Annotated in this window: 23 protein-coding genes and 1 pseudogene; 12 read left to right on the top strand and 12 right to left on the bottom strand. The window is 58.8% G+C overall.

The window, feature by feature from the left end:
- The first annotated feature begins 224 nt into the window (after nucleotides 1-224).
- The 6 genes from G5137_RS05040 (at nucleotide 225) to G5137_RS05015 (ending at nucleotide 7,478) form a co-directional block, all read left to right on the top strand.
- Nucleotides 225-569: a Grx4 family monothiol glutaredoxin gene (locus G5137_RS05040; RefSeq protein ID WP_005353650.1), complete on the top strand. Its 345-nt coding sequence runs from the start codon at nucleotides 225-227 to the stop codon at nucleotides 567-569.
- Between the two features lie 359 nt (nucleotides 570-928).
- Entirely contained in the window at nucleotides 929-1,933 is a 1,005-nt protein-coding gene (gene tdcB / locus G5137_RS05035; protein WP_216951789.1) for a bifunctional threonine ammonia-lyase/L-serine ammonia-lyase TdcB, read from the top strand.
- Nucleotides 1,934-1,944: 11 nt separating this feature from the next.
- A complete protein-coding gene (tdcC, locus tag G5137_RS05030) occupies nucleotides 1,945-3,276 on the top strand; it encodes a threonine/serine transporter TdcC (protein ID WP_279505501.1) in 1,332 nt (443 codons plus the stop codon).
- 201 nt (nucleotides 3,277-3,477) lie between these two features.
- Nucleotides 3,478-4,686 (top strand): propionate kinase, encoded by a 1,209-nt coding sequence (tdcD, locus tag G5137_RS05025; RefSeq protein WP_421255025.1) that lies wholly within the window; start codon nucleotides 3,478-3,480, stop codon nucleotides 4,684-4,686.
- A 44-nt stretch (nucleotides 4,687-4,730) separates the two neighbouring features.
- A complete protein-coding gene (gene pflB, locus G5137_RS05020; RefSeq protein ID WP_216951786.1) occupies nucleotides 4,731-7,025 on the top strand; it encodes a formate C-acetyltransferase in 2,295 nt (764 codons plus the stop codon).
- A gap of 69 nt (nucleotides 7,026-7,094) precedes the next feature.
- Nucleotides 7,095-7,478, top strand: a complete 384-nt coding sequence (locus G5137_RS05015; protein ID WP_216951785.1) for a RidA family protein — start codon at nucleotides 7,095-7,097, stop codon at nucleotides 7,476-7,478.
- A gap of 80 nt (nucleotides 7,479-7,558) precedes the next feature.
- Here G5137_RS05015 and G5137_RS05010 read toward each other — a convergent pair whose 3' ends face one another.
- The gene (locus tag G5137_RS05010; RefSeq protein WP_374870968.1) at nucleotides 7,559-8,770 is read right to left on the bottom strand and encodes an RsmB/NOP family class I SAM-dependent RNA methyltransferase; all 1,212 of its coding nucleotides are present in this window, start codon (nucleotides 8,768-8,770) and stop codon (nucleotides 7,559-7,561) included.
- Nucleotides 8,771-8,992: 222 nt separating this feature from the next.
- Between G5137_RS05010 and G5137_RS05005 the strand changes: the two genes are divergently transcribed.
- The 5 genes and pseudogenes from G5137_RS05005 to G5137_RS04985 all read left to right on the top strand — a co-directional run.
- Nucleotides 8,993-11,008 (top strand): reprolysin-like metallopeptidase, encoded by a 2,016-nt coding sequence (locus tag G5137_RS05005; protein WP_421255024.1) that lies wholly within the window; start codon nucleotides 8,993-8,995, stop codon nucleotides 11,006-11,008.
- Complete coding sequence (locus G5137_RS05000; protein ID WP_005344032.1) at nucleotides 11,005-11,328, top strand: hypothetical protein; 324 nt, start codon at nucleotides 11,005-11,007, stop codon at nucleotides 11,326-11,328. The genes G5137_RS05005 and G5137_RS05000 overlap by 4 nt, the downstream gene beginning before the upstream one ends.
- 195 nt (nucleotides 11,329-11,523) lie before the next feature.
- Nucleotides 11,524-12,162 carry a pyridoxamine 5'-phosphate oxidase gene (gene pdxH, locus G5137_RS04995; protein ID WP_216979246.1) on the top strand — a complete coding sequence of 213 codons (639 nt, stop codon included), beginning with the start codon at nucleotides 11,524-11,526 and terminating at the stop codon, nucleotides 12,160-12,162.
- 36 nt (nucleotides 12,163-12,198) lie between these two features.
- Nucleotides 12,199-12,813, top strand: a complete 615-nt coding sequence (locus G5137_RS04990; RefSeq protein WP_216979245.1) for a glutathione S-transferase family protein — start codon at nucleotides 12,199-12,201, stop codon at nucleotides 12,811-12,813.
- Nucleotides 12,813-13,637, top strand: a pseudogene (locus G5137_RS04985) (GNAT family N-acetyltransferase); the annotation flags it as partial. The gene G5137_RS04990 and the pseudogene G5137_RS04985, both read left to right, overlap by 1 nt.
- Nucleotides 13,638-14,093: 456 nt before the next feature.
- Here the strand turns inward: G5137_RS04985 and G5137_RS04980 are convergent.
- Complete coding sequence (locus tag G5137_RS04980) at nucleotides 14,094-14,159, bottom strand: hypothetical protein (RefSeq protein WP_374956611.1); 66 nt, start codon at nucleotides 14,157-14,159, stop codon at nucleotides 14,094-14,096.
- 300 nt (nucleotides 14,160-14,459) lie between these two features.
- On the opposite strand from G5137_RS04980, the gene G5137_RS04975 reads away from it, so the two are divergent.
- Nucleotides 14,460-14,999, top strand: a complete 540-nt coding sequence (locus G5137_RS04975; RefSeq protein WP_005344037.1) for a GNAT family N-acetyltransferase — start codon at nucleotides 14,460-14,462, stop codon at nucleotides 14,997-14,999.
- Nucleotides 15,000-15,095: 96 nt separating this feature from the next.
- Here the strand turns inward: G5137_RS04975 and G5137_RS04970 are convergent, their stop codons facing one another.
- The 10 genes from G5137_RS04970 to uhpT all read right to left on the bottom strand — a co-directional run bounded on the left by G5137_RS04970 (nucleotide 15,096) and on the right by uhpT (nucleotide 24,610).
- A complete protein-coding gene (locus G5137_RS04970; RefSeq protein ID WP_266134046.1) occupies nucleotides 15,096-15,509 on the bottom strand; it encodes a hypothetical protein in 414 nt (137 codons plus the stop codon).
- 183 nt (nucleotides 15,510-15,692) lie between these two features.
- Nucleotides 15,693-16,823 carry a cupin domain-containing protein gene (locus G5137_RS04965; RefSeq protein WP_266134045.1) on the bottom strand — a complete coding sequence of 377 codons (1,131 nt, stop codon included), beginning with the start codon at nucleotides 16,821-16,823 and terminating at the stop codon, nucleotides 15,693-15,695.
- A 139-nt stretch (nucleotides 16,824-16,962) separates the two neighbouring features.
- On the bottom strand, nucleotides 16,963-18,333 hold the full coding sequence (gene purB / locus G5137_RS04960) for an adenylosuccinate lyase (protein ID WP_005334624.1): 1,371 nt from the start codon (nucleotides 18,331-18,333) through the stop codon (nucleotides 16,963-16,965).
- A 130-nt stretch (nucleotides 18,334-18,463) separates the two neighbouring features.
- Nucleotides 18,464-19,078, bottom strand: a complete 615-nt coding sequence (gene hflD, locus G5137_RS04955; protein ID WP_005334622.1) for a high frequency lysogenization protein HflD — start codon at nucleotides 19,076-19,078, stop codon at nucleotides 18,464-18,466.
- Between the two features lie 23 nt (nucleotides 19,079-19,101).
- On the bottom strand, nucleotides 19,102-20,208 hold the full coding sequence (mnmA, locus tag G5137_RS04950; RefSeq protein WP_005353619.1) for a tRNA 2-thiouridine(34) synthase MnmA: 1,107 nt from the start codon (nucleotides 20,206-20,208) through the stop codon (nucleotides 19,102-19,104).
- A gap of 157 nt (nucleotides 20,209-20,365) precedes the next feature.
- On the bottom strand, nucleotides 20,366-20,857 hold the full coding sequence (locus tag G5137_RS04945) for an NUDIX hydrolase (protein WP_201298755.1): 492 nt from the start codon (nucleotides 20,855-20,857) through the stop codon (nucleotides 20,366-20,368).
- The gene (gene rluE / locus G5137_RS04940) at nucleotides 20,857-21,807 is read right to left on the bottom strand and encodes a 23S rRNA pseudouridine(2457) synthase RluE (RefSeq protein ID WP_421255023.1); all 951 of its coding nucleotides are present in this window, start codon (nucleotides 21,805-21,807) and stop codon (nucleotides 20,857-20,859) included. The genes G5137_RS04945 and rluE overlap by 1 nt, the downstream gene beginning before the upstream one ends.
- 104 nt (nucleotides 21,808-21,911) lie before the next feature.
- Nucleotides 21,912-22,679: a PTS sugar transporter subunit IIA gene (locus G5137_RS04935; protein ID WP_159157324.1), complete on the bottom strand. Its 768-nt coding sequence runs from the start codon at nucleotides 22,677-22,679 to the stop codon at nucleotides 21,912-21,914.
- Nucleotides 22,679-22,984 (bottom strand): PTS fructose transporter subunit IIB, encoded by a 306-nt coding sequence (locus G5137_RS04930; protein ID WP_042082449.1) that lies wholly within the window; start codon nucleotides 22,982-22,984, stop codon nucleotides 22,679-22,681. The genes G5137_RS04935 and G5137_RS04930 overlap by 1 nt, the downstream gene beginning before the upstream one ends.
- A 219-nt stretch (nucleotides 22,985-23,203) precedes the next feature.
- Nucleotides 23,204-24,610, bottom strand: coding sequence for a hexose-6-phosphate:phosphate antiporter (gene uhpT / locus G5137_RS04925; protein ID WP_005334609.1), 1,407 nt, complete (start codon nucleotides 24,608-24,610; stop codon nucleotides 23,204-23,206).
- Between the last annotated feature and the right edge of the window lie 194 nt (nucleotides 24,611-24,804).

Below are 24,804 nucleotides of genomic sequence, written 5' to 3'. Positions count from 1 at the left end.
TATATGTGAAAAGAGTTGTTTTTAAAATGATGGGGCTGGGTAGCCCAAAGCCAAGGGATTGTAGCAGTATCAAAGATGGCCTAACAACTCTTGATTGGCGCCATGATCGCGATCAATCCTGTGTGGGTTCTTTGCACAATTCGAGCCGGGTCACCCCTTTGTCAGTTTGTGCTCGGGCAAGATTGCAGTAGAATGGCCGCCGAAATCGCTCTAGTGAGGCACCTATGGAAACTATTGAAAAGATTAAGCAGCAGCTGGCTGACAACCCCATCATCATCTACATGAAGGGCTCCCCCAAGCTACCCAGCTGTGGCTTCTCTGCCCAGGCCTCCCAGGCTCTGATGTCCTGCGGCGAGCCGTTTGCATACGTTGATATCCTGCAGAATCCGGATATCCGCGCCGAATTGCCAAAATTCGCCAACTGGCCGACCTTCCCGCAACTGTGGGTTGAAGGTGAGCTGATCGGTGGCTGTGACATCATGATCGAGATGTTCCAGGCTGGCGAGTTGCAGGCTCTGATCAAAGAGACTGCTGCCAAGTACAAGAAAGATGATGCAGCAGCCGAGTAATCGGTCCTGTGTTGTCGATAGGGAGCCACATCGGCTCCTTTTTTATTATCCCGGTTCTGGCAGGCAAGCAACTGATTGTCGGTTGCAAAAAGCAACGCGTTCGCCCTGAAAAATCTAATCTTTGCCGCTTTGTTTTGGAGTTGTTAACCATATTGATTTCCCAATCTGCGATTACTTTTTTTAATCATTTTGGATTCAAGTGTTGCTGTCATCACATTTTTTGATAATTTCACCGTAACGCAGTCTCTTTGTAGATTTTTTTGTGTTTATGCTCACATTAATTGCAAGTGATAGAACCTAGTATCGCTTCGCCCAGTGAAATAAAACCCTACAAATTAATAAATAAAAAGAGATTTGCGATGAAGATGTATAGCAATCTGCCCATTGGTCTTCATGATATTACCGAAGCCAAAAAAAGACTGACCAACCATATATACAAGACCGCGCAATTACCCTCTAACTACATCAGCGAACGTTGCCATGGCGAGGTTTACCTCAAGCTTGAAAACATGCAACGTACAGGCTCTTTTAAAATTCGCGGTGCCTTCAACAAACTCAGTTCATTAAGTCTGGAGGATCGTCAAAAAGGTGTTGTCGCCTGCTCTGCCGGTAATCACGCGCAGGGGGTATCTTTGTCCAGTGCCATGCTGGGAATTGATGCCAAGGTGGTCATGCCTTGCTGCGCACCCAAATCAAAAATTGCTGCAACCAGCGATTATTCGGCGGAAGTTATTCTGCATGGCAATAGTTTCAATGACACCATTGCCAAAGTCAGCGAAATCGTGGAGATGGAAGGCCGCGTATTTATCCCCCCCTTTGACGATGCAAAAGTGATTGCCGGCCAGGGAACCATCGGCCTAGAAATTATCGAAGATTTGTACGATGTCGATAACATCATAGTGCCGATTGGCGGTGGTGGTCTGATTGCCGGTGTCGCCATGGCCATCAAATCCATCAACCCGACTATCCGGGTGATTGGCGTGCAGTCGGAGAATGTCCACGGCATGGCGGCTTCATACTACGCAGGCACCATTACCAATCACAGAACCAGCAGTACGCTGGCCGATGGCTGTGACGTGGCAAGACCCGGCACCCTGACCTTCGAAATCGTCAAACAATTGGTGGATGATATTGTACTGGTCACCGAGGATGATATTCGTCACAGCATGGTTGACCTTATTCAGCGCAACAAGGTGATTACCGAAGGGGCGGGAGCTCTGGCCTCGGCAGCGCTGCTGAGCGGCAAACTCAAACATTATGTCGAAGGCAAAAAAACCGTCAGTATTATTTCTGGTGGCAATATTGACCTGACCCGGATCACCGAAATTATCGAACAGAACAATATTCGTCAATTTAGCCTGTAAGGAATGCAGTCATGATATTAGACAGTGTTGTCACCGGCAGTAAAGAGAATACACGTGCATGGCGTAAATCGGATACCACATGGGGATTAGGTCTGTTTGGTACAGCGATCGGTGCAGGTGTTCTATTTTTCCCTATTCGGGCCGGATATGGTGGCCTGATCCCAATATTAATCATGCTGGTGCTGGCTTACCCTATTGCATTTTATTGCCACAGGGCGTTGGCCAGATTATGTCTTTCTGGCAGCAATCCATCGGCAAATATTACCGAGACCGTTGAAGAACATTTTGGCAAAATGGGTGGGGTAGTGATTACCTTCCTCTATTTCTTTGCCATCTGCCCACTGCTGTGGATATATGGTGTGACGATCACCAATACCTTTATGGCATTCTGGGAGCATCAACTGCAAATGGCGCCGCTTAATCGGGGTGTTGTCGCCCTTGGGCTGCTGCTATTGATGGCATTTGTGATCTATTTTGGTAAGGATCTGATGGTTCGCGTAATGAGCTATCTGGTATTTCCTTTCATCGCCAGCCTAGTGGTCATCTCTCTCTCCCTCGTTCCGTACTGGAATAGTGCCGTCTTTGATCAGGTCAACCTTAGCGAGATATCCATGTTCGGTCACGATGGTATTCTGGTCACCGTCTGGCTGGGGATCTCCATCATGGTTTTCTCCTTCAACTTCTCGCCGATTGTCTCCTCTTTCATCGTCTCCAAGCGGGAAGAGTATGAGCAGGAGTTCGGTCGTGATTTTACCGAGAAGCGCTGCTCGAAGATTATCTCCGGTGCCAGCATGCTGATGGTGGCCGTGGTGATGTTCTTTGCCTTCAGCTGCCTGTTTACCCTGTCGCCGCAAAATATGGCGGAAGCCAAGGCCCAGAATATTCCGGTGCTCTCCTATCTGGCCAACCACTTCTCCTCGATGACGGGCAGCAAGTCTGCGTTTGCCACCACTCTGGAGTATGCGGCGTCCATTATCGCGCTGGTTGCTATCTTCAAATCCTTCTTCGGCCACTATCTGGGGACGCTGGAAGGGTTGAACGGCCTTATCCTCCGCTTTGGCTACCAGGGCGACAAGAGCAAGGTTTCCAGTAAAAAACTCAATATGGTCAGTATGTTGTTCATCATGGGCTCCACCTGGCTGGTCGCTTATGTGAACCCCAACATCCTCGACCTGATTGAGGCAATGGGGGCGCCGATCATCGCTTCCCTGCTCTGTCTGCTGCCGATGTATGCCGTCAACAAGACACCGGCACTGGCAAAATATAAAGGTCAGGCCAGCAACCTGTTTGTCACCATCATAGGTGTGCTGACCATCCTGAATATTGTTTCCAAGCTGTTCTGAAAACCTTTTCTGCAAGTCATCAGCCATTCAGATCCCCTTGGCGGGGTCTGCATGGCGTAGTCAGAAGCGCGCAATAACCGGTTCTTGGTTGGCCCAATTATTTGGGCCGAGGGCAAGGCTATCCGTTATTTGGCCACTAAACACAGTGGCAAAGATGCTCTGACTGCAGTGACTCGACAGCATAAATATCGAGGCGATGTAATGAAGTTTGATTCGTTGGTTCTGGTTATCAATTGCGGCTCTTCGTCGGTCAAATTCTCGGTACTGGATAGTAAAACCTGCGAGGTGGTGATCTCCGGGATGGCCGATGGTATTGAGACGGCCCATCCCCAATTGCAAGTGGGTAAAGCGCCCGCAATGTTATTACCTGAAAATAACCACACCTGTGCATTGGCTGCCATCGCGGCGGAATTGAAAAAACGGGATCTGCGTGATGCCATTGCACTGGTGGGTCATCGAATTGCTCATGGTGGGAGTGAATTTAGTGAAGCCGTGATCATTGATGAACATGTATTGGCCAAAATCAGGCAGGTCTCGCCACTGGCCCCGCTGCACAACCACGCCAATTTGAGCGGCGTGATGGCCGCCCGCCAGCTCTTTCCCAACCAGCCCCAAATTGCGGTATTTGATACCGGTTTTCACCAGACCCTGAAGCCGGAAGCCTATATCTATGGGCTGCCTTACCAATATTTGCAGGATTACGGCGTGCGCCGCTATGGCTTCCACGGCACCTCCCATCGCTATGTGGCCGAGCAGGCTTGCGTATTTATGGGGCTGGATGAGCAGCATGCCGGTCTGGTCATCGCCCATCTGGGCAATGGCGCCTCTATTTGTGCGGTGCAGGATGGCAAGAGCGTCGATACCTCGATGGGGATGACGCCGCTGGAGGGGTTGATCATGGGCAGCCGCAGCGGCGATATCGATTTTGGCGCGCTGGCCTATATCGCCAGCAAGACAGGACAATCTATCGAGGATATCGAGCGGGTATTGAACAAGCAGTCCGGCCTGCTAGGTATTTCGGGGCTCTCCTCCGATATGCGGGTATTGGAAGCTGCCTATCACGAAGGACATCCCGGGGCAAAATTGGCCATTCACGCTTTTGTCCATCGTATTGCCCGCCATATCGGCGGCCATGCCACCTCATTGCGCCGGCTGGATGCCGTTATTTTCACCGGCGGGATCGGCGAGAACTCGGCCTTTATCAGAAAGCTGGTATGCGAACGACTTCAGGTATTTGGCGTAGCGATCAGTGAGCCGTTTAACCAGCGTCCCAATAGCGAGGGCTGCCGGGTGATTTCGGCGGCAGAGTCCATGGTGCTGGCGGCGGTTATTCCCACCAATGAAGAGAAAATGATCGCACTGGATGCCATTCGTCTGGGGCAGCTGGTTCGTCAGGCCGAGTGCGTCTGACATCTTCCACTGTAGTGTCATGAGTAGTGAATGAGGTTTATTTGATGAAAGTTGATATGCAATTGGATCAGGATAAATTCCGTCAGGCATGGCAAGGGTTTGCCGGTGAAAACTGGAAGCACGAGATCAACGTCCGTGATTTTATCCAGCAGAACTACACCCCCTATGAAGGTGACGAACAGTTTTTAGCAGATGCGACCGAAGCGACCACCACTTTGTGGAATAAGGTGATGGAGGGGATCCGTATCGAGAATGCCACCCACGCACCGGTCGATTTTGATACCAATATTGCCACCACAATCACCGCCCATGGGCCGGGTTATATCGAGCAGGGGCTGGAAAAAATCGTTGGCCTGCAAACCGACAAGCCCCTTAAAAGAGCTCTGCACCCGTTTGGCGGCGTAAATATGATCCGCAGCTCGTTTGAAGCGTATGGCCGGGAGATGGATCCCGATTTTGAATATACCTTCAGCGAATTGCGTAAAACCCACAATCAGGGGGTGTTCGACGTCTACTCTCCCGAGATGTTGCGCTGCCGAAAATCAGGGGTATTGACCGGTTTGCCGGATGGTTACGGCCGTGGTCGCATTATCGGAGATTATCGTCGGGTGGCGCTCTATGGCATAGATTATCTAATCCGTGAACGGGAGCTGCAGTTTGCCGATCTGCAACCGGCTCTCGAGCGGGGAGAGCAGCTGGAGCAGGTGATCCGCCAGCGCGAGGAGCTGGCCGAGCACAAGCGGGCACTGGTGCAGATCAAGCAGATGGCGGCCAGCTATGGCTTTGACATCTCCGGGCCGGCACGCACTGCCCAGCAGGCGGTGCAGTGGCTCTACTTTGCTTATCTGGCGGCGGTGAAGTCGCAAAATGGTGGGGCCATGTCCCTCGGTCGTACCGCTACCTTCCTCGACATCTATATCGAGCGGGATCTGAAGGCGGGGCTTATCAACGAGCAGGATGCCCAGGAGCTGGTCGATCACTTCATCATGAAGATCCGCATGGTGCGCTTCCTGCGTACTCCCGAGTTTGACTCCCTCTTCTCCGGCGATCCCATCTGGGCCACCGAGGTGATCGGCGGCATGGGGCTGGATGGTCGCACCCTGGTGACCAGGAACTCCTTCCGTTATCTCCATACCCTCAAGACCATGGGGCCGGCGCCCGAGCCTAACCTCACCATCCTCTGGGCGGAAGGGTTGCCACGTGCCTTCAAGACCTATGCGGCCCGCGTCTCCATCGATACCTCATCCCTGCAGTATGAGAATGATGACCTGATGCGCACCGATTTCGAGAGCGATGACTACGCCATCGCCTGCTGCGTGAGCCCGATGGTGATCGGCAAGCAGATGCAGTTCTTTGGTGCCCGCGCCAACCTCGCCAAAACCCTGCTCTATTGCATCAACGGTGGCGTGGACGAGAAGCTGAAGATCCAGGTTGGCCCGAAAGTGGCCCCCATCATGGACGAGGTGCTGGAATACGACACCGTCATGGCCAGCCTCGACAGCTTTATGGATTGGTTGGCGGTGCAGTACATCAGCGCGCTCAACCTTATTCACTACATGCACGACAAGTACAGCTATGAGGCCTCGCTGATGGCGCTGCACGATCGCGACGTCTATCGCACCATGGCCTGCGGCATTGCCGGTCTGTCGGTGGCGGTCGATTCGCTGGCGGCCATCAAGTACGCCAGGGTCAAGCCGGTGCGCGATGCTGACGGGCTGGCGGTCGATTTCGTGATTGAGGGGGAGTATCCCCAGTACGGCAACAACGACGAGCGGGCCGACTCCATCGCCTGCGATCTGGTCGAGCGCTTCATGAAGAAGATCCAGGCGCTGCCGACCTACCGCAATGCGGTGCCAACTCAGTCGATCCTGACCATCACCTCCAACGTGGTCTATGGCCAGAAGACTGGCAACACCCCGGATGGCCGCCGTGCCGGTGCCCCGTTTGCACCGGGAGCCAACCCGATGCACGGTCGGGATCGCAATGGGGCGGTCGCTTCGCTCGCCTCGGTGGCCAAGCTGCCGTTCAAATACGCCAAGGACGGGATCTCCTACACCTTCTCCATCGTGCCGGGGGCGCTCGGCAAGGAGCCAGCCAATCGCGAGAGCAATCTGGTGGGGCTGATGGATGGCTACTTCCATCATGAGCGGGATGTGGAAGGGGGTCAGCACCTCAACGTCAACGTGATGAACCGCGAGATGCTGCTGGATGCCATCGACAATCCGGACAAGTACCCCAGCCTGACCATCCGGGTCTCCGGTTATGCGGTGCGCTTCAACGCCCTGACCCGCGAGCAGCAGCAGGACGTCATCTCCAGAACCTTCACCAACATGATGTAACTCTCATGCCCGGGGTGAGCAGGCTTGCTCCGGGCCTACTTTTTGTTTGTCAGCACGAGGAAGTAACAGATGCGACAGGTTATCACTACCAAGGCGGCGCCGGGCGCCATCGGCCCCTATGTGCAGGCCACCCGGATTGGCAACATCCTATACACCTCCGGTCAGATCCCGCTGGACCCGGTGAGCGGCGACGTTGCGGAGGGGATCGAAGCGCAGACCCTGCGCTCCCTGCAAAACGTACAGGCGATTGTCGAGGCGGCAGGCGGTCAGGTGCGCAACATCATCAAGACCACGGTGTTTGTCTCTGATCTGAACGACTTTGCTGTGGTGAATCAGGTCTACAACGACTTTTTCACCAAGCACGATGCCATGTATCCGGCGCGATCCTGTGTGGAAGTGGCCCGCTTGCCGAAGGATGTAAAGATCGAGATTGAGGCGATTGCTGCGCTGTAACCCCATCGGGTGTGGGTCAGCAAGCCAAAACAAAGCGGCTGCCATTGGCAGCCGCTTTTTCTATCTGGTCATCGGGCAGATCAGGCGATCCGCTCGATACGAGCCATGTAGAAACCGTCGAAGCCGGTCTCGGACGGGCTTACGGTGTGATCGTCACGCAGACGGAAGTTCTCGTTGGCCGCGAGGAACTTGTCCACCTGCTGGCGGTTCTCCTGCGGCAAGATGGAGCAGGTTGCATAGACCAGCAGACCACCCACCTTCACCATCTGGCTGTAACGCTGCAGGATTTCTTCTTGCAGCGCGACCAGCACCGGCAGACGCTCGGCGGTATCACGCCACTTGGCATCCGGATTGCGCTTGAGTACGCCCAGACCGGAGCAGGGCACGTCCAGCAGTACGCGGTCGGCGCTCTCTTTGAGGCGCTTGACGGTCTTGCTGCTGGTGATGACCCGGGTCTCCACGTTGTGGGCACCGGCGCGACGGGCGCGCTGCTTGAGGTTCTCCAGCTTCCACTCTTCCACATCCATCGCCAGCAGACGGCCTTTGCCCTGCATCATGGCGGCGATGTGCAGAGTCTTGCCACCGGCCCCGGCGCAGGCGTCGATAACGCGCATGCCCGGGGTGACCTCCAGAGCCGCAGCAACCAGCTGGGAGCCTGCGTCCTGCTGCTCGAAGCAACCATCGGCAAAGGCCTTGGTACGGAACAGGGCGGCGTCCGAGGTGACCTGCAGGGCAGTCTCCACACCATCAACCGGAATGGTGGTGACCTGCTCTTTGGCCAGAATGGCTTGCAGCTCATCACGGGTGCACTTGAGGGTGTTGACCCGCAGGTAGCGCTTGGGCATCCAGGCCAGAGCGGCACGCTCGGCAGGCCAGGCTTCACCCAGCTGTTCGCTGCCCAGTTTCTCCAGCCAGGAAGGGCAGCCATCCATCAATACCGGGTTCTTCTTCGCCTCGGTCAGACGGCGGCGGAATGCTTCTTCATTGAAGCGATCCAGGGTCGGGTTGTTGGGCTGGGCAATTTTGTGGAAGGCGTGCCAGCTGTGTAGCAGCGGCCAGACATTCTTTTCGGCCTGACGGACCTGGATGCCGGTCAGGAAGCAATAGAGGCTGAGACGACGCAGCAGGTCGCCGGTGACCAGGGCAATCCTTGCCTGTTCTTGCGGTTTGAGTTCGATGCCTGAGAAGTGACGGGCATAGGCACGGTCGAGGGTAAGACCCTGACCGAGCACATCGTCAATAATGGCAACGACCAGATCCCCGAAACGGGGCAACAGTGGGGATTTGAGCATGAGATTAACCTTGGCCAGATAAAGATGAACTGCACCTTTGTGAAGAGGGGCTGTTCTAAAATTGACAAATCCGCGCAATGATAGGGGTTAGACGGGGTTGGCGCAACACTCCCACTCGGGAATGGTGGAAAGGGTTGCTTCAGCTTTGTATTGATGTGGCCGAATAAAAATAAAGTACAGGCCGCAATTCAGGCGATTGCATTAATACAAGGACTAAAAACAATGCATGTGACGAAATACTCTAGGGTGGCCTTGCTGGTTGCCAGCATGCTGGGCTCAACCAGCCTGATGGCCAGCGAATGGAGCACGGTTGCCGCCAGAGCAACAGCTGACGAGGGTTATGAGGTACGGGCTCATCAGTTCCGGGTCGCCAAGGTGCCGCTCGACTATTTTGCCGGGTTGCAAGCGGGGGCCAGCAAGCTGACCTTGCCACTGCCTGATGGGGGGGAGGTTACCTTTGCACTGGAAGCTTACAATGTACTGCCCGCAGACCTTGCAGCCAAGTATCCTCAGATCCGCACCTTCAAGGGGTACAACCCGGCTCATCCGGTTGATACTGGACGCTTCGATCTGGGGCCGCAAGGTTTTCATGCCATGTTCAGCCATCAGGGCAAGATGGTGTTTGTCGATCCGCTGCGCAATGCCGAGGGGTATGCAATTTACTACCAGCAGGATGCCTACAGCCGACTGGAAGAAGACGCCGACAAGGTGATCGGGGCTGACGCCAAAACGTTGGCTCGCAAGGTGCAAGTGGATGGTAATGTTCGCAAACGTTACACCATCGCTATCTCGGCCGCAGGTGAGTACACCCAATATCATGGCGGCTCCCAAGTGCTGGCCCTGGCGGCCATTACTACCCTGCTCAACCGGGTCAACGAGGTGTACCAGCGAGATGTGGGGGCCGAGTTCGTGCTGGCCAGCGGCAACGATTCTGTGATTTTTACCGATCCGGTAACAGACCCTTTCTACAACGGCGATAACCCTGACTACGTGAGCGGCGTGAGCAGCATCTATGAGGCTGATGACACCAGCAAGAACGTCCTGGTACAGGGAGAAGCCTTCGCCAATGGTGAGCTGGGCGCATTCGATATCGGGCATGTGGTCAATACCGGGGGAGGTGGCCTGGCCGGGCTCGGCGTGCTGTGCACCGCGGACAAGTCGGCCGGGATGACGGGCTCCGATAAGCCGGTGGGGGATGCCTTCTTTATCGACTACGTGGCTCACGAGATCGGCCACCAGTTCGGTGCCGACCACACCTTCAACGGCACCACTGGCAGTTGCGGCGGTGGCAATCGGGAGGCGGCACAAGCCTGGGAGCCGGGCAGCGGTACTTCTATCATGGCCTATGCCGGGATCTGCGGGGACGAGAACATCCAGCCCCACAGCGATCCCTATTTTCACAGCAAATCTATCGAGCAGATGCGGGCGCACATGGCGACCGTGCCGGCCTGTGGCACCACCCTGAATCTCGTCAACAACACGCCCCAGGCGGTGGCCGGAGCCAGCTATATCATTCCCGCCAACACGCCATTCGTGCTCAAGGGGGCCGGCGCCGATTTGGACAAGGATCCCCTGACCTACACTTGGGAGCAGATTGATCTGGGCGACCCGTCCAGCAGTGCTTTTGACATGATCGATGACGGCTCCCGTCCGTTGTTCCGCTTCGTGTCGCCGACCGGCTCGCCGGAGCGGATTTTGCCGAGCTTGCCATCCCTGCTCTCGGGCTCGCTCGCCAAGGGCGAGGCATGGCCCACCACTAACCGGGATCTCAACTTCCGATTGACGGTGCGTGACGGCAAGGGCGGTGTCGCCAGCGACGACATGAAGGTCCAGGTGATCAACACTGGCAGTGCCTTCCGATTGACCGCCCCGATTGGGGTGGCATTGACGCCGGGGGCAAGCCTGGCTGTCAGCTGGGATGTGGCCGGCACCACGCTGGCGCCGATCAGCTGCAGCAAGGTAGACCTGTTCATCACCCAAAACGAGGGAACCAGCTGGAGCAATCTGGCGGTCAGCCAGCCCAACAGCGGCGCCGCCACTGTCACCCTGCCGGCGGATCTGGCCAGCTCTGCCCGCCTGAAGGTGGCCTGCAGCGACAACATCTTCTTCGCGATCAGTCCCTCCAAGCTGCCGGTTGTCCAAAGCGGCGGCAGTTCGGGCGGTAGCGGCGGCGGTGGTGCCCTCGGTCTCTGGACTCTGGCGCTGGCTCTGCTGGGTTGGCAACGGAGGCGCGGATGAGGGTTGGCTGGCTGATGCTGGTGTCCCTGCTTGGCGGCTGTCAGGCCGACGCCGATACTCTGGAGCAGGCGGTCAGCGCCAGCCTGGCAAAGCAGGATTACCGGTTGATCGTGCGGGCCGGGCGCGGCGAGGTGGCGCCCGGCATCGCGCCGGAGCAGCAGGCCTCGGCCAAGGCGCGCTGCGGTGTGCGCTACCTCGACGGTCTGGGGGATGTCATCAAGCCCGGACAGGAAGAGGCCCAGGCCAAGCTGGCGGCCTATGCGGCCGATTACAACCGGCGCATGCTGGCGCATTGTCCTGCTGTCGCTGGCAGGCAATAAGCCTGCGCGTACCAAGATCGTGCGAAGGGTATATCAAGGAGGGAGGCGTGAGCCTCCCTCTTTTTTTGCAGCAGCCATTTGCTGGTCACAAGGCTTGTACCCATGGCGTGCTCGTCGCACAATGCCAGCACGCATGGCCGCATGGCCGCATGGCCGCATGGCCGCATGGGCGGCAAAGAGAGAAGGAAAATCAAGATGATGGATGTTGCTGATCTGCGTCGGGAGTATACCCGTGGCGGGCTGCACCGGGCCGATCTGCCGGCCGAGCCGCTGGCGCTTTTCGAGAAGTGGTTGGCGCAGGCTTGTGAGGCCAAACTGACCGATCCCACCGCCATGGTGGTGGCGACCGTCGATGCCGATGGTCAGCCCTGGCAGCGTACCGTGCTGCTCAAGCACTACGATGCCCAGGGGATGGTCTTTTACACCAACATGGGCAGCCGCAAGGCGCAGCAGCTGGAAGGCAATCCCCGTATCAGCCTGCTCTTTCCCTGGCATACGCTGGACAGACAGGTGCATGTGACCGGTCGGGTGGAGAAGATGAGCACCTTCGAGGTGATGAAGTATTTCCACAGCCGTCCCAAGGATAGCCAGATTGCCGCCTGGGTCTCCAAGCAGTCGACCCGCATTTCGGCGCGCGGTGTGCTGGAGGCCAAATTCCTCGAGCTCAAGCAGAAGTTTGCCAATGGCGAAGTGCCGCTGCCGAGCTTCTGGGGCGGTTTTCGGGTGCGGATCGACACGGTCGAATTCTGGCAGGGGGGTGAGCATCGCCTGCACGATCGTTTCTACTACACCCGCGATGGGGATGGCTGGCATATCGAGCGTCTGGCTCCCTGAGTGCGCTGTTCAAATCTGTTTTCACAAGGAGTGTGTATGCGTCTGTATGGTGATCTGCGTTCCGGCAACTGTTACAAGGTGTGGCTGCTGGCCCGCTGGCTGGAGCTGCCCCTTGAGTGGGTAGAGGTCGATATTCAGGCGGGGGATACCCGTACCCCTGCATTTTTGGCCATGAACCCCAACGGCAAGATCCCGGTGCTGGAGATGGGTCAGGGCGATACGCTGGCGGAATCCAATGCCATCCTCTTCTATCTGGCGCAAGGTAGCACCTTGTGGCCAACCGATCCGCGCCAGCAGGCCGAGGTGCTCAAATGGATGTTCTTCGAGCAATACAGCCACGAGCCATACATCGCGGTGGCCCGCTTCATCGTTCACTATCTCGGCCGACCCGAGTCGCAGGAGGCGCGTCTCGACGGGCTGAAAGCCGGTGGCGAGAAGGCGCTGGCGGTGATGGAGCAACAGCTGAAACAGAGCCCCTACCTGTGTGGTGATGCGCCGACCATCGCCGATATCGCCCTTTATGCCTACACCCATGTGGCAGAGGAGGGGATCTTCTCTCTGCAGGGGTGGCCCGCTATCCGTAGCTGGATCGCCCGTATTGAAGCCCATCCCCGTCACCTGACGCTGCCCGCGGCCTGTCAGGCCAGCTGATGGAACTGCTGATCGAGGCCAGTCTGTGGCAACCGCAGTGGGCTGCGCTGTTGCCGCACTGGCAGCAGCAGGGTCATCGCTGGCAGCTGCTACTGGGCAAAGAGGCGGCCGCCGTCCTCGATCAAACCGATGCTCCCTGGGCGAGCAGTCCTCCTGACGGGGTGCTCTGCCCGGGGGCCCTGCTGGCTACTTGGCTCGATGGGGATCTGCTGGCGGATTTTCATGTTGATCCCAGCCGCCAGATCCTGATCAGTGCCTCTACCTCCCTATTGACCCTCGCCAGGGAGCAGGGACTGCTCACCCTTGGCCCTGTGGGGGCCGATCTGCCGCTCACCCCCGAGGCCGATTTGGGCGCCGTGCTCAATCGCCTGCTGGCGCGCCGCGTGACGGTGCCGACCCTGGCTGAGGGGCATCCGCTATCAGGTGTCGTATTGCGACCGCTGCAGGCCGACGATGAACGCGAGATAGTGCGCTACTGCAGCGACGAGGCGCTGGCGCGCTACACCCTCAATATTCCTCACCCCTATCCGCCGGAGGGGGCCCGCGACTGGCTGGCGCTCAATTGGCGCAAAGCGGCGCTTGGCCTTGGCTGGAGCTGGGCCATCACCTTGCCAGAGGAGCAAGGGGTGGCGCTGGTTGGAGTGATCTCCTTGCAATGGAATGGCGAGCTCGCCTGGTGGGTGGGCGTGCCCTGGCAAAATCGCGGTCTGGCGACCCGGGCCGCCAGCTTGGTCAAGGGGTTCGCCTTTGACCAACTGCAACTGCCTGCGCTGACGGCTCGCCATATGCCAGACAATTTAGCCTCCGGCCGGGTGATGGCAAAAGTGGGGATGCACTATCGCGGGCGGCGCCATATCAGCGGTCGCCAGTCGTGTGAGGTGAGCTACTGGCGGCTGGATCGCCCCCTCTCCTTGCCAGCCCCTTTACTTGATGAGATTGATCATTGGCTGGCGGATGAGCGGATCGCCGTAGTGATCCTGTGTGATCCCGCAACGACCAATCGGCAGAGTGCCAACGGAAAGCAGGCTATCTCGCTCTTTGTGGATGAGAGGGGCGCGGGGGAGGAGTCCTGCTCTATTCGCTGCCCGCCGCATCTTGAGAGGTCTCTGGAGCTGCACTGTTACCCCGTCGAACTGCTGGAGCAGGCCGAACCGGAGCAGTTGTCCCATCTTGGCGGCGTCTTGCTGAAAGACAGGGATGAACAGGGGCTGGCGTGGTTGCTGCAACTGGCCGCGCTGCAGCGTCAAGGGCCCGAGCGGCTTAGCCGCGAGGAGCGCGCATCACGGCTCCACTGGTTCAACCAATTGATGGCGCAGGCGCTGGGTGGCAACTGTGACTCGTCGCAGATACGCTATCAGCAGTTACGGCTGCTAGTGGAGCTGCCGGAGCTGGTCGACGAGCTGGATGGTTGTTGGCATCAAACGCCCGAACTGACTTTTGAGCGGTTGGCGCGGGAGGCTCCCGCCCTTTGGCTGGCCTACCGCGAGGCGATGAACAGGGTCACCCCGGCGACGCTAACCGCCTTGCAGCAGCAGTTTGCAGCTCGTTTTCCTGAGTGCACCCTCCCATTTTTGGACAAAGGTACTCAGAGTGACCAGCCGTTATGTGGAATAATGCCTGCTCTGCTGTACGAGGAGTAATACCTGATGTTGAGAACCGAGCGCCCCGGTGACATGCTGCCGGTCTATGAGCTGCTGAGTGCCGCCTTCGGTCGTTCCGATGAGGCCGAACTGGTCAACCGCCTGCGCGAATGTGGTGCTGCCGTGGTGACCATGGTCGAAGAGGAAGAGTACGAGTTCATGGGGCACCTGATGCTAAGCCCGATCACCATTAACGGCATGGAAGGGCCTTGGCTCGGTCTGGCGCCGGTCGCGGTTCATCCCGACTGGCAAGGCCAGGGGATTGGCTCGGATCTTATCCGTGAAGGGCTTGATACGGCGCTCGAGATGGACTGGAAAGGGGTGGTTGTACTCGGGGATCCGGCCTATTACAGCCGTTTCGGTTTCCGCCCGGCCAGCGAGTTTGGCCTGCACTGCATCTATGAGGTGCCTGCCGACTGCTTTATGGCGATGGAGCTACAGGAGCGCGGTTTTGCGGGTGTGCAGGGTGAGGTGCTCTATCACCCCCTGTTTGATGAACTCCCCGACGAGCTGCCGGACGCGCAGGCAGAAGTGTCCCATTTATAGCGAGACGTCGCAGCGACAAGCCATAACGAAAAAGCCCTCATCGAGGGCTTTTTCATCTTGTATTGGTCCCTGCCGGGCTTATTCGAGCAAATTGGCTCAGGCAATGATGTCGAGCTGGGTGCCCTTGCGATTATCTTCGCCCACCATGTCACCCATCTGCTGGGCGAGCGGACTCTGCTGGAATTGCATGTAGTCGCTCAGATTCTGCTGGCGCTGGTAGCGATTGGCCGCCTGATAGAGTTCCGCTGTGCTCGGGCCCGACTTGCTGTCGCTCTCCTGACCGCTGGCCTCCAGGTAGCGCTCCACCACGGCCTTATCTTGCTGGTTGGCCGTATAAGAGACCGCCAGAGTTCTGCGAGCCGTTGCTTTCTCTTCGCTCTGCGCCTGCACTTCATCCTTCTTGGCCAGTGCTTCGTTACGGGCCTGACTGACCTGCTCGGGTGTGACAGTCGGAGAGGAGGGGTATTTGCCGTAATCGGGCAGCGGCATGGGTCGGGAGGTGATTTGCATGGTGGCGCTTCTCTTTTGAACAGGGACGGACGCATGATACTCATCGATCTTAGTTCAATAAATCACCACTTGTCGGTTCATCAAGAGTGGGTTCAGTTTCGCGCATCGATTGTTAATTGAACCGTATCTGAGTGACAAAAAAGGCGCCATAAGGCGCCTTTTTGTCGTTCAGTCATCGCTGGATCAGTTGAAGAACCAGTACCCGCGGTTGACGAGACGGGTCAGCAGTTGCAGGAAACCGGCCTGATCGGCCAGCTCCACCATATCGGCTTGAGTGATGATGTCTTTGTCACACAACAGCGAAATGGCGGCCGCGTCTTCGCTCTGCAGGGTCCAGGCTTCGCCGTCGATGAAGCACTGCTGGCTTTCGCCGCTAAACCAGACGGTGCGCAGACCCGGCACCTTGATGGCTGGCTCGCCCTGGGTCAGCAGGTCGGCCACTTCCTCGGCGCTGTAGTCCGGCTCCACCGGATTGACGTCCAGATCGTGCTTGGCCTCGGAGATCATGGTGCCGAACCACTCCTTGAACAGGGTCTCGTCATCGAGGGCCTGTTGCATCAGCTCGCGCAGACGGTGCAGCTCGTGGGGCTGGATCTCGCCGTGGCGGGTGCGGGGCTTGAGGTCGGCATCGCCGTAACGCTCGGTGCGCACCTCGTTGTCTATCAGGTGATCGGCAAAGGAGGAGATAAGCGCCTTGGCATCTGGTGCGCGGAAGCCCACCGAGAAGTTCAGGGAGGGCTCGATGGCGTAGCCCTCGTGGGGGAATCCAGGCGGGATGTAGAGGATGTCGCCCGGCTCCATGATGACGTCGATGATCGCCTCGAACGGCTCGCAGTGCAGCAGGGCCGCATGGGCGGCAAACTCGTTCAAGGGCTTGGCATCGCCGACGCGCCAGTGGCGTTTGCCCTGGCCCTGGGTGATGAAGACGTCGTAGTTGTCGATGTGGGGACCGACCCCGCCGTGAGGGGTGGAGAAGCTCACCATCACATCGTCAAAACGCCAGCCCGGAATGAACTGGAACGGCACTGCCAGCTCGTTGACCTCGGGAGCCCAGTGGTTGCAGGCCTGCACCAGCACGGTCCAGTTCTCTTCACCCAGGTGATCGTAGGATTCGAAGGGGCCGTGGGCTGCCTCCCACTTGTTGTTGAAGCGGGTGACGAGGCGCGATTCAATCACCTCTTCCATGGCCAGACCCGCCAGCTCGTCCGGGCTGATGGGATCCTGAAAGTCGGTGAAGCCGCCCTTGATGAGCAGTGGGCGCTTCTGCCAGTAGTGCTCGAGGAAGTGAGCGATATCCAGATTGAGTTCGTACATGCTGTTTCTCGTGTATCGCAAAGAGGTTTTGCCCAAGGCGGGCTTGGGAAAAGCCACTCGGGATCCTGCCGTGGCAGGGAAAATAACAGGGGCCCTGTGGCGTATCGTGCACAGGGCCCCTTCGTCACTGCCGGTTGGCTTACTTCAGCAGATCGACCAGACGCTGGGCGTCGCCGATGTAGTTGGCCGGGGTCAGCTTCTTCAGCTCGACCTTGACCGCTTCCGGCAACTCCAGGGTGTCGATAAAGGTACGCATCCCTTCGGCATCGACGCGGCGACCACGGGTCAGCTCCTTGAGTTTCTCGTAGGGCTTCTCGATACCGTAGCGGCGCATCACGGTCTGGATCGGCTCGGCCAGCACTTCCCAGTTGGCATCCAGATCGGCGGCCATGGCGGCGTCGTTGGCTTCCAGCTTGGAGATGCCCTTGAGGGTCGCCTGATAGGCAATCAGGGAGTAACCCACCGCCACACCCAGGTTGCGCAGCACGGTAGAGTCGGTGAGATCTCGCTGCCAGCGGGAGATGGGCAGCTTGCTCGCCAGATGCTGGAACACGGCGTTGGCCAGACCCAGATTGCCTTCGGAGTTCTCGAAGTCGATGGGGTTGACCTTGTGCGGCATGGTGGAGGAGCCGATTTCCCCCGCGATGGTGCGCTGCTTGAAGTGGCCCAGGGAGATGTAACCCCACACATCGCGGTCGAAGTCGATCAGGATGGTGTTGAAGCGGGCCATGGCGTCGAACAGCTCGGCGATGTAGTCGTGCGGCTCGATCTGGGTGGTGTAGGGGTTCCAGGTCAGGCCGAGGGAAGTCACAAACTCCTCGGAGAACTGGTGCCAGTCCACATCCGGGTAGGCGCTGAGGTGGGCGTTGTAGTTGCCGACTGCGCCGTTGATCTTGCCGAGGATCTCCACCGCCATGATCTGCTTGAACTGGCGCTCCAGACGGTAGGCGACGTTGGCCATCTCCTTGCCCATGGTGCTCGGGGTGGCCGGCTGGCCGTGGGTACGGGAGAGCAGCGGCATGTCACGGTACTCGTGAGCCAGACGCTTGAGCTCGCTGATCAGCTTTTCGCAATAAGGCTTGATGACCTCTTCGCGGGCGGTTTTCAGCATCAGACCGTGGGAGTTGTTGTTGATGTCTTCCGAGGTGCAGGCGAAGTGGATGAACTCGCTGACAGCCGCCAGCTCCGGGTTCACTTCGACTTTCTCTTTGAGGAAGTACTCCACCGCTTTCACATCATGGTTGGTGGTGCGCTCGATCTGTTTGATACGGGCGGCGTCACTCTCGTTGAAGTTGCTGACGATGCCGTCGAGCAGGGCGTTGGCGGCCGCGCTCAGGGCAGGGACTTCCGGGATCCCGGCGTGGCTGGCCAGTTTTTGCAACCAGCGCACCTCGACTTCGACGCGAAAACGCAGCAGGCCGAATTCGGAGAAGATAGGGCGCAGGGCATCGGCCTTGTCGCCATAACGACCGTCAATCGGGGAAACAGCAGTCAGCGCGGACAGCTCCATGGGGTGAACTCCTGATGATTTGTGTGGGGGATCCGTATCCACTCGCGCGTGGGGCTGAGTCGTCATCAAGGCGGATGTGCGGCTGTTCACCCTGATGTCGACCTCGGCTGGCCCGCGCGCGAGCCGATGATTAGTAACGTTTGGCCAGCTCCACCATCTTCTTGCGAGCGAAGATGATCTGGGTGCGGCTGCCACCGAGCTGGCGCCACAGCACGCAGGCACGAATGCCCGCCAGCAGCAGGGCGCGCACCTTGTGCTGCACCAGCGGTTGCTGCAGGAACAGCGGGGTACCCGCCACCTGGATGCGCGGCCCGATGGGGCTGATAAGATCGCTGTAGATGCTCGCCATGTTGGCCAAAATCTGCTCGTCGAGCAGATCGAAGTGCTGTTGCTGGCGGCCAATCTGGCTGATCCGCTCACCCAGCATATTGAGAATGTCCTTGCGCTTGGCCAGCTTGCGCTCCAGCGCAATCAGGCTCACCACGTAGCGGGTCAGCTCGGCATTCTTCTGGCTGCCGTCGGCACCCAGCTGCTCGACCAGCGCGCGGTAGCCGTCGCGAATGGCCAGATGGGTGTTGTTGAACACCTCGAGCGGCTGGCTCGGGTTGGTCACCAGAATGCTGGAGAGGCTCTCGCGCAGGGCGGCCTCGTCACAGCTGCCGTCTCGGGCCACCTTCTGCACCAGATACGCGGCCTGGCAGATGCCGGCAAAGGCCATTGTTCTGTCTTGGAATTTATCGCTCACGTCTGCTGCCTTCTGTTAAGGATTCAAACCGGATGGCTGAAACGCTGTTCGATGATGCCACCGCCCAGACACACTTCCCCGTCGTAGAAGACGGCGGACTGGCCCGGGGTTACCGCAGCCTGTTTCTCGTCGAAGATGACCCGGATGGTCTCGTCGTCGATGGGCTGGATCAGGCAGGGGATATCCTGCTGGCGGTAGCGGGTCTTGACGGTGCAGCGACGCGGCTCGCGAATGGGGGTGCGATCCACCCAGTGCAACTGGCTGGCAATCAGGCCATCGGAGTAGAGGCGAGGATGTTCGCCCTGCGCCACCACCAGCACGTTGCGCTCGACCTCTTTGTCGACCACATACCAGGCCTCTTCGGTGGCATCTTTGCGACCACCGATGCCGAGCCCCTTGCGCTGGCCCAGGGTGTGATACATCAGACCCTGATGCTCGCCGATTACCTTGCCATCCACGGTCTCGATTTTGCCGGGCTGGGCGGGCAGAAACTTGGCCAGGAAGTCCTTGAACTTGCGCTCGCCGATAAAGCAGATACCTGTGGAGTCTTTCTTCTTGGCGGTGATGAGATCGAGCTGCTCGGCGATGCGGCGCACCTCGGGCTTTTCCAGATCGCCAACCGGGAACAGGCTCTGACCCACTTGCTTTTCGCTCAGGGTATAGAGGAAGTAGCTCTGATCCTTGTTGGTATCGAGACCGCGCAGCAGGCGCGGGCGGCCGGTGCTGTCGTCACGGCGCACATAGTGGCCGGTGGCGATATAGGTGGCACCCAGCTCTTCGGCGGCAAATTCGAGGAACGCCTTGAACTTGATCTCCTTGTTGCAAAGGATATCGGGGTTTGGCGTGCGGCCAGCCTTGTACTCTTCGAGGAAGTGCTCGAACACGTTGTCCCAGTACTCGGCCGCGAAGTTGATAGTGTGGAGTTTCATCCCCAGCTTGTCGCAGACGGCCTTGGCATCAGCCAAATCCTGGGCGGCAGAGCAGTACTCGTCCGTGTCGTCTTCTTCCCAGTTCTTCATGAACAAGCCTTCGACCTGATAGCCCTGCTGCTGGAGCAGGTAGGCCGAGACGGAAGAATCCACGCCGCCGGACATGCCGACGATCACCTTGATTTGGCTGTTGTCTGTCATTAGTCGAAGTTACCAGTTCGTTTAAACGGGGCGTATTCTACCAGAGTTTTGCGCCCCCGGTCACATATCCATGCCGCAGTTCCCATCAGGAGCCTGATAGCAGGAAATCGTTTTTCTGTTGTTGGCCTTTGTCACCGAAAAAGAGTGTCAAATGGCCTCAGATAAAGGCTTTGAGGGCCGAGAGCGGCAGCCGTGTCCCCGCCAGATAATCCTGAATGCACTGCCACACCAAGGGGCTGCGCAGGGCCGGTTTGCATTCCGCTATTTCTTCCAGCGTAAGCCAGTGGCAAGCCAGCACATCGCCGTCAGGATCCTCTGGATGGTGCTGACCCGGCGCTTTTTCAAGGTCGAAGATGATGGCGGTGCGCACATAGGTGGCATCGCTGTCGGCCGGTTTGAACAGATAGGTACCAAGCCAGGCGGTCGGCATGGCGGTCAGCCCCGTCTCCTCTTTCAGCTCACGACAGGCCGCTTCAAGCAGGTTTTCCCCCTGCTCCACATGGCCGGCGGGTTGGTTGAAACGGCGCAGGCCTTTTATCTCCTCTTCCACCACCAGAAAGCGCCCCTGCCACTGCACCAAGGCGGCGACCGTCAGGCGCGCCTCCATGCGGGCGTGGCTGGTGGCCGATTGCTCTGCCTGATTGCTCATCATGACTCCTTGTCGCTGCTATTGGGATTGCCCGTACGGGCGGGTCTGCGTGCCGTTCCTCGCCCGCTGCTGCGGGGTTTGCCGCTGGTCGGGTTTGAAGTTGAACGCTCGGTTGGGTGAGTACTGCGGGGGCGTTCGTCCCGTCCCGGCTGGCTGGCCCGCCGTGGCGCCTCCCCTGCCGGTTTGGCCGGTTTGGCCGGTTTGGCCGGTTTGGCCGGTTTGGCGGTATGAGCGCCTGAACGGGATGAGGAGGGACGCGGGCGGCTGTTGGAGCTCGGCGCCAGCTCGGGGGCGGGCAGGGCACGGCTCTCGCCGGGGGCCAGACCATCCAGGGTCCAGTCACCGATGGCGTAGCGAATAAGGCGCAGGGTGGGGTGGCCGATATGGGCGGTCATCCGCCGCACCTGCCGGTTGCGCCCCTCCACTATCTTGATCTCCAGCCAGCTGGTGGGGATCTCCTTGCGCTCGCGAATGGGCGGATTGCGCGGCCACACCGCAGGTTCATCCATGATGCGGGCCCCGGCGGGCAGGGTCATGCCGTCATTGAGTTCCACCCCGGCGCGCAGGGCGGCCAGTTTTTCTTCGCTGGGGATCCCTTCCACCTGCACCCAGTAGGTCTTGGGGGTCTTCTCCCCCGGCTGGGTGAGGCGCGCCTGCAGCTTGCCATCGTTGGTGAGCAGCAGCAGCCCCTCGCTGTCGCGATCGAGCCGCCCTGCGGCGTAGATGCCGGGCTCTTTGATGTAATCCTTGAGGGTCTCGCGGCCCGCCTCGTCGGTGAACTGGCAGAGCACCATGTAGGGCTTGTTCAGCAGGAGCAATTTGCGATCCTCTGGGGCCAGCTCCGGTTTGCGGGGGGATGCATGGCGGGGGGCGGCTGGTTTGGCTGCCGAGCGTGGGGCGTTATCGCGCGGCGCGCGGCTGACAGAGAGACGGGAGCGGGGAGATTTCATCGGATACACACTTCAGACAGACGATGGCAGCGAGTGTACCACAGGGTGCTGAGGGCAGGATGAATGGCTGGCGTTACAGCAAGCAGCGCCCAGAGCCAATTCGCCTAGCTCAGCAGGCTCTCGATGACGATAGCCTGACGGGCGGGGGCCGAGCCCGCCAACAGCAGGGCGTGGCTGACCACATCATCGATCATCGCCTGCGCCAGTCGGGTGAGGGGGCGCAGGGTCTCCCGTCCGCTGCCAACCGGCACCGCCAGCAGAATAATGGTCTGCACCGGCCCGATTTGAGAGCCCCACTCGATGGGCGCCTTGCAATTGAGCAGGGTCAGCGCTGGCTGGCTGATCCCTTCGCTCAATACATGGGGCATGGCAAGGCCGGGGCGGATGATGGTGGCCGAGACCTGCTCGCGCCGCTCCACCGCGGCGGTCAGTGTGGCGCGGTCGGTGATCAGCTCGGCGGGCAGCAGATCGATCAGATGCTCGAGCGCCTCGGCCTTAGTTAGCGGCACTGGGCTGTAGGCCAGCTGGCGCAGGGCAAAATGGTAGTCGGGCAGGGCATTTGCCAGTCGCAACTCCGCCAGCGCGGCGGTGCGCGGGCGCACCAGCGGTTGACCCAGCTCCCCGCACCAGCAGGTAAAGGCCATGTGGGCCAGTTCGGCATCGCACCCTTCAATTTGCAACTGGCAGAGATCGCCGGGCTGGGTAGCGAGGGTCAACAGGGAGAGCTGGTTGCTGGCGGCAACGGTCTGGCGCCGGGTGAGGTTGGCACAGCGGATGGTGGATTTGAACATCCCCGCCAGCCGGTTCAACTGCTTGGCCTGGGTGATGCTCAACCCCTGCTGGCAGTAGAAGGTAATTTCGCGGGTCAGCATCAGACCGGGATCGGCAGGGCCTTGAGTACGGCGTTGGCATCCAGCAGCACAGTTTCCAGTCTCACCTGATGGATGGTGCAACCGAGGAAGCGCTCTTTCTGCTCAATCTCGATATCGGAAGCAATCAGCACCAGGTCGGCGCTGGCAATATCGCGGGCGGTCAGCATGTTCTCCATGCCCATGGCGCCCTGTGTCTCGACCTTGATCTTGAGTCCCAGCCCAGTGGCGGCTTTTTGCAGGGCATCGGCAGCCATATAGGTATGGGCAATACCGGTCGGGCAAGCGGTGACGGCGACGATCTTCATCTGCTCTCTGTGATGCTGACAAGGGGGAGCAACAAGATAGCGCCAGCGGGGGGCTTTTACCAAAAGCGCATATGAAAAGTGGGATCTTGATGGGGATATGCCTGCCCCTTGAACGGCAGTGCAGGCTCATTCCGGGCCAGTCGGGTGGCTGGTTGCTCCAAACAACAAGGGCCACCCCGGTGGGTGGCCCTGAACAATCTGCGTCTGTTGTTATGGCTATCAGGCGGTCTGGGCGGCCAGTTCGGCGGCTTTCAGTTCGCGCTTGATGCGGCGGATCTTGCGCTCTTCGGCGACCGCGACACAACCCATCAGTACCAGACAGGCGGCGGCTGCGATATCCAGCGCCGCGAAGGTGCCGGTCCAGCCGGTCAGACCGAAGATGGGGGTGCCATCGGCGATCATGCCCAGACCCAGTTTGGCGAAGCTGTCACCGATGAGGTAAGCGAAGGTCCCCTTGACGCCATCGGCCACGCTGATGCCCTGCTTGGGGACGAAGCCCACGGCGGCGACGCCGATCAGCAGTTGCGGACCAAACACCAGGAAGCCCAGGGTGAACAGGGAGCCCAGGAACATAAACTGGGTAGTCGCATGCTGGTAGAGACCCAGGGTGGCGATGATCAGCGCCAGCGCCACGCAGGCAACCAGACCACGACGGCCATTGGCCAGATCGGAGAGGTAACCCCACATCAGGGTGCCGACCAGAGCGCCCACTTCGAAGAAGGTAAAGCCCTGAATAGCCACGTCTTTGGAGAAGCCCAGCTCCTGGTGGGCATAGACGGTAGACCACTGGTCGATACCGATACGCACCACGTAGAGGAAGATGTTGGCAAAGCAGAGCAGCCAGATCACCTTGTTCAGCAGCACGTACTTCACGAAGATCTGCCACTTGGTCAGCTTCTGCTCCTCGGTGGCGATATCCTCTTCGCTCGCCACTTCGTCAAACAGCTCTTCCACCTTGCCAAGGCCGTAGGCTTCCGGCGAATCGCTACCAAAGCGCAGGCCGATAAAGCCGACGATCAGCGCGATGATGGAGGGGAAGATAAACATGCCGAGCACGTTGCCATCAAACAGGTAGTTGGCACCGAACAGCGCCACACCGGCCGCACCGGCACCGCCCACGTTGTGGGAGAGGTTCCACATGCCCAGATAGGTGCCGCGCTTGTTGCGAGGGGTCCACTTGGTGATGGTGGAGTAGCTGCACGAACCGCCACAGCTCTGGAAGAAACCGCTCAGGGCATAGAAGAAGATCATGAAGTAGAGGCTGAAACCGGTGCCGCCCATGCTGGCACTGAAGCCCAGCATGCAGAGCGCGGAGAGGATCAGCATCAGCGGCAGGAACTGCTTGGTGTTCTTGCCATCGGCGTAGTAGGAGACGATGGTCTTGCCCACCCCGTAGGTGATGGAGAAGCCAAGGCCGATCATGCCAAGCTCGGTCATGGAGAGACCGTACTCCTGGATCATGTCATTCTGCGCAATGTTGAAGTTCTTGCGGATCAGATACATGGTCAAATAGCCAATAAATACAACCAGATAAGATTGCATAAACGGCTTGAACCAGAGCTTGCGCCGGGCTTCGACCGGCAGGTCGAGGGTGGGGACCCGGACCTGTTGGAGCAATTTCAACATCTTCGTTCATCCTCTGCGAGATAGACGGTATTTCCGCCGCGCCCCTCATTTGTGGATAGGTTGTTTGAGGTCACGCCACGGAAGGGGGAACGGAACATCGGGGCTGTCAGCCGTTGCAGCGCTCGACGCTCCATCCATATAAACCCGGGCCCGGCACGGGATGACGGGGCACATTGCCCGTCGCGGTGCGGGTC

It is taken from the genome of Aeromonas sp. 600282, from assembly GCF_049175755.1.
Lineage (GTDB): Bacteria > Pseudomonadota > Gammaproteobacteria > Enterobacterales > Aeromonadaceae > Aeromonas > Aeromonas veronii_A.
The sequence above is the reverse complement of the archived record's forward strand: the minus strand, read 5'-3'. Positions and strand labels throughout refer to the sequence as shown.

Excerpts from the sequence above, each read along its gene's own strand:
- G5137_RS05040 (WP_005353650.1), top strand. The coding sequence starts at position 225 with ATGGAAACTATTGAAAAGATTAAGCAGCAGCTGGCTGACAACCCCATC.
- tdcB (WP_216951789.1), top strand. The coding sequence starts at position 929 with ATGAAGATGTATAGCAATCTGCCCATTGGTCTTCATGATATTACCGAA.
- tdcC (WP_279505501.1), top strand. The coding sequence starts at position 1,945 with ATGATATTAGACAGTGTTGTCACCGGCAGTAAAGAGAATACACGTGCA.
- tdcD (WP_421255025.1), top strand. The coding sequence starts at position 3,478 with ATGAAGTTTGATTCGTTGGTTCTGGTTATCAATTGCGGCTCTTCGTCG.
- pflB (WP_216951786.1), top strand. The coding sequence starts at position 4,731 with ATGAAAGTTGATATGCAATTGGATCAGGATAAATTCCGTCAGGCATGG.
- G5137_RS05015 (WP_216951785.1), top strand. The coding sequence starts at position 7,095 with ATGCGACAGGTTATCACTACCAAGGCGGCGCCGGGCGCCATCGGCCCC.
- G5137_RS05010 (WP_374870968.1), bottom strand. The coding sequence starts at position 8,770 with ATGCTCAAATCCCCACTGTTGCCCCGTTTCGGGGATCTGGTCGTTGCC.
- G5137_RS05005 (WP_421255024.1), top strand. The coding sequence starts at position 8,993 with ATGCATGTGACGAAATACTCTAGGGTGGCCTTGCTGGTTGCCAGCATG.
- G5137_RS05000 (WP_005344032.1), top strand. The coding sequence starts at position 11,005 with ATGAGGGTTGGCTGGCTGATGCTGGTGTCCCTGCTTGGCGGCTGTCAG.
- pdxH (WP_216979246.1), top strand. The coding sequence starts at position 11,524 with ATGATGGATGTTGCTGATCTGCGTCGGGAGTATACCCGTGGCGGGCTG.
- G5137_RS04990 (WP_216979245.1), top strand. The coding sequence starts at position 12,199 with ATGCGTCTGTATGGTGATCTGCGTTCCGGCAACTGTTACAAGGTGTGG.
- G5137_RS04975 (WP_005344037.1), top strand. The coding sequence starts at position 14,460 with ATGTTGAGAACCGAGCGCCCCGGTGACATGCTGCCGGTCTATGAGCTG.
- G5137_RS04970 (WP_266134046.1), bottom strand. The coding sequence starts at position 15,509 with ATGCAAATCACCTCCCGACCCATGCCGCTGCCCGATTACGGCAAATAC.
- G5137_RS04965 (WP_266134045.1), bottom strand. The coding sequence starts at position 16,823 with ATGTACGAACTCAATCTGGATATCGCTCACTTCCTCGAGCACTACTGG.
- purB (WP_005334624.1), bottom strand. The coding sequence starts at position 18,333 with ATGGAGCTGTCCGCGCTGACTGCTGTTTCCCCGATTGACGGTCGTTAT.
- mnmA (WP_005353619.1), bottom strand. The coding sequence starts at position 20,208 with ATGACAGACAACAGCCAAATCAAGGTGATCGTCGGCATGTCCGGCGGC.
- G5137_RS04945 (WP_201298755.1), bottom strand. The coding sequence starts at position 20,857 with ATGAGCAATCAGGCAGAGCAATCGGCCACCAGCCACGCCCGCATGGAG.
- rluE (WP_421255023.1), bottom strand. The coding sequence starts at position 21,807 with ATGAAATCTCCCCGCTCCCGTCTCTCTGTCAGCCGCGCGCCGCGCGAT.
- G5137_RS04935 (WP_159157324.1), bottom strand. The coding sequence starts at position 22,679 with ATGCTGACCCGCGAAATTACCTTCTACTGCCAGCAGGGGTTGAGCATC.
- G5137_RS04930 (WP_042082449.1), bottom strand. The coding sequence starts at position 22,984 with ATGAAGATCGTCGCCGTCACCGCTTGCCCGACCGGTATTGCCCATACC.
- uhpT (WP_005334609.1), bottom strand. The coding sequence starts at position 24,610 with ATGTTGAAATTGCTCCAACAGGTCCGGGTCCCCACCCTCGACCTGCCG.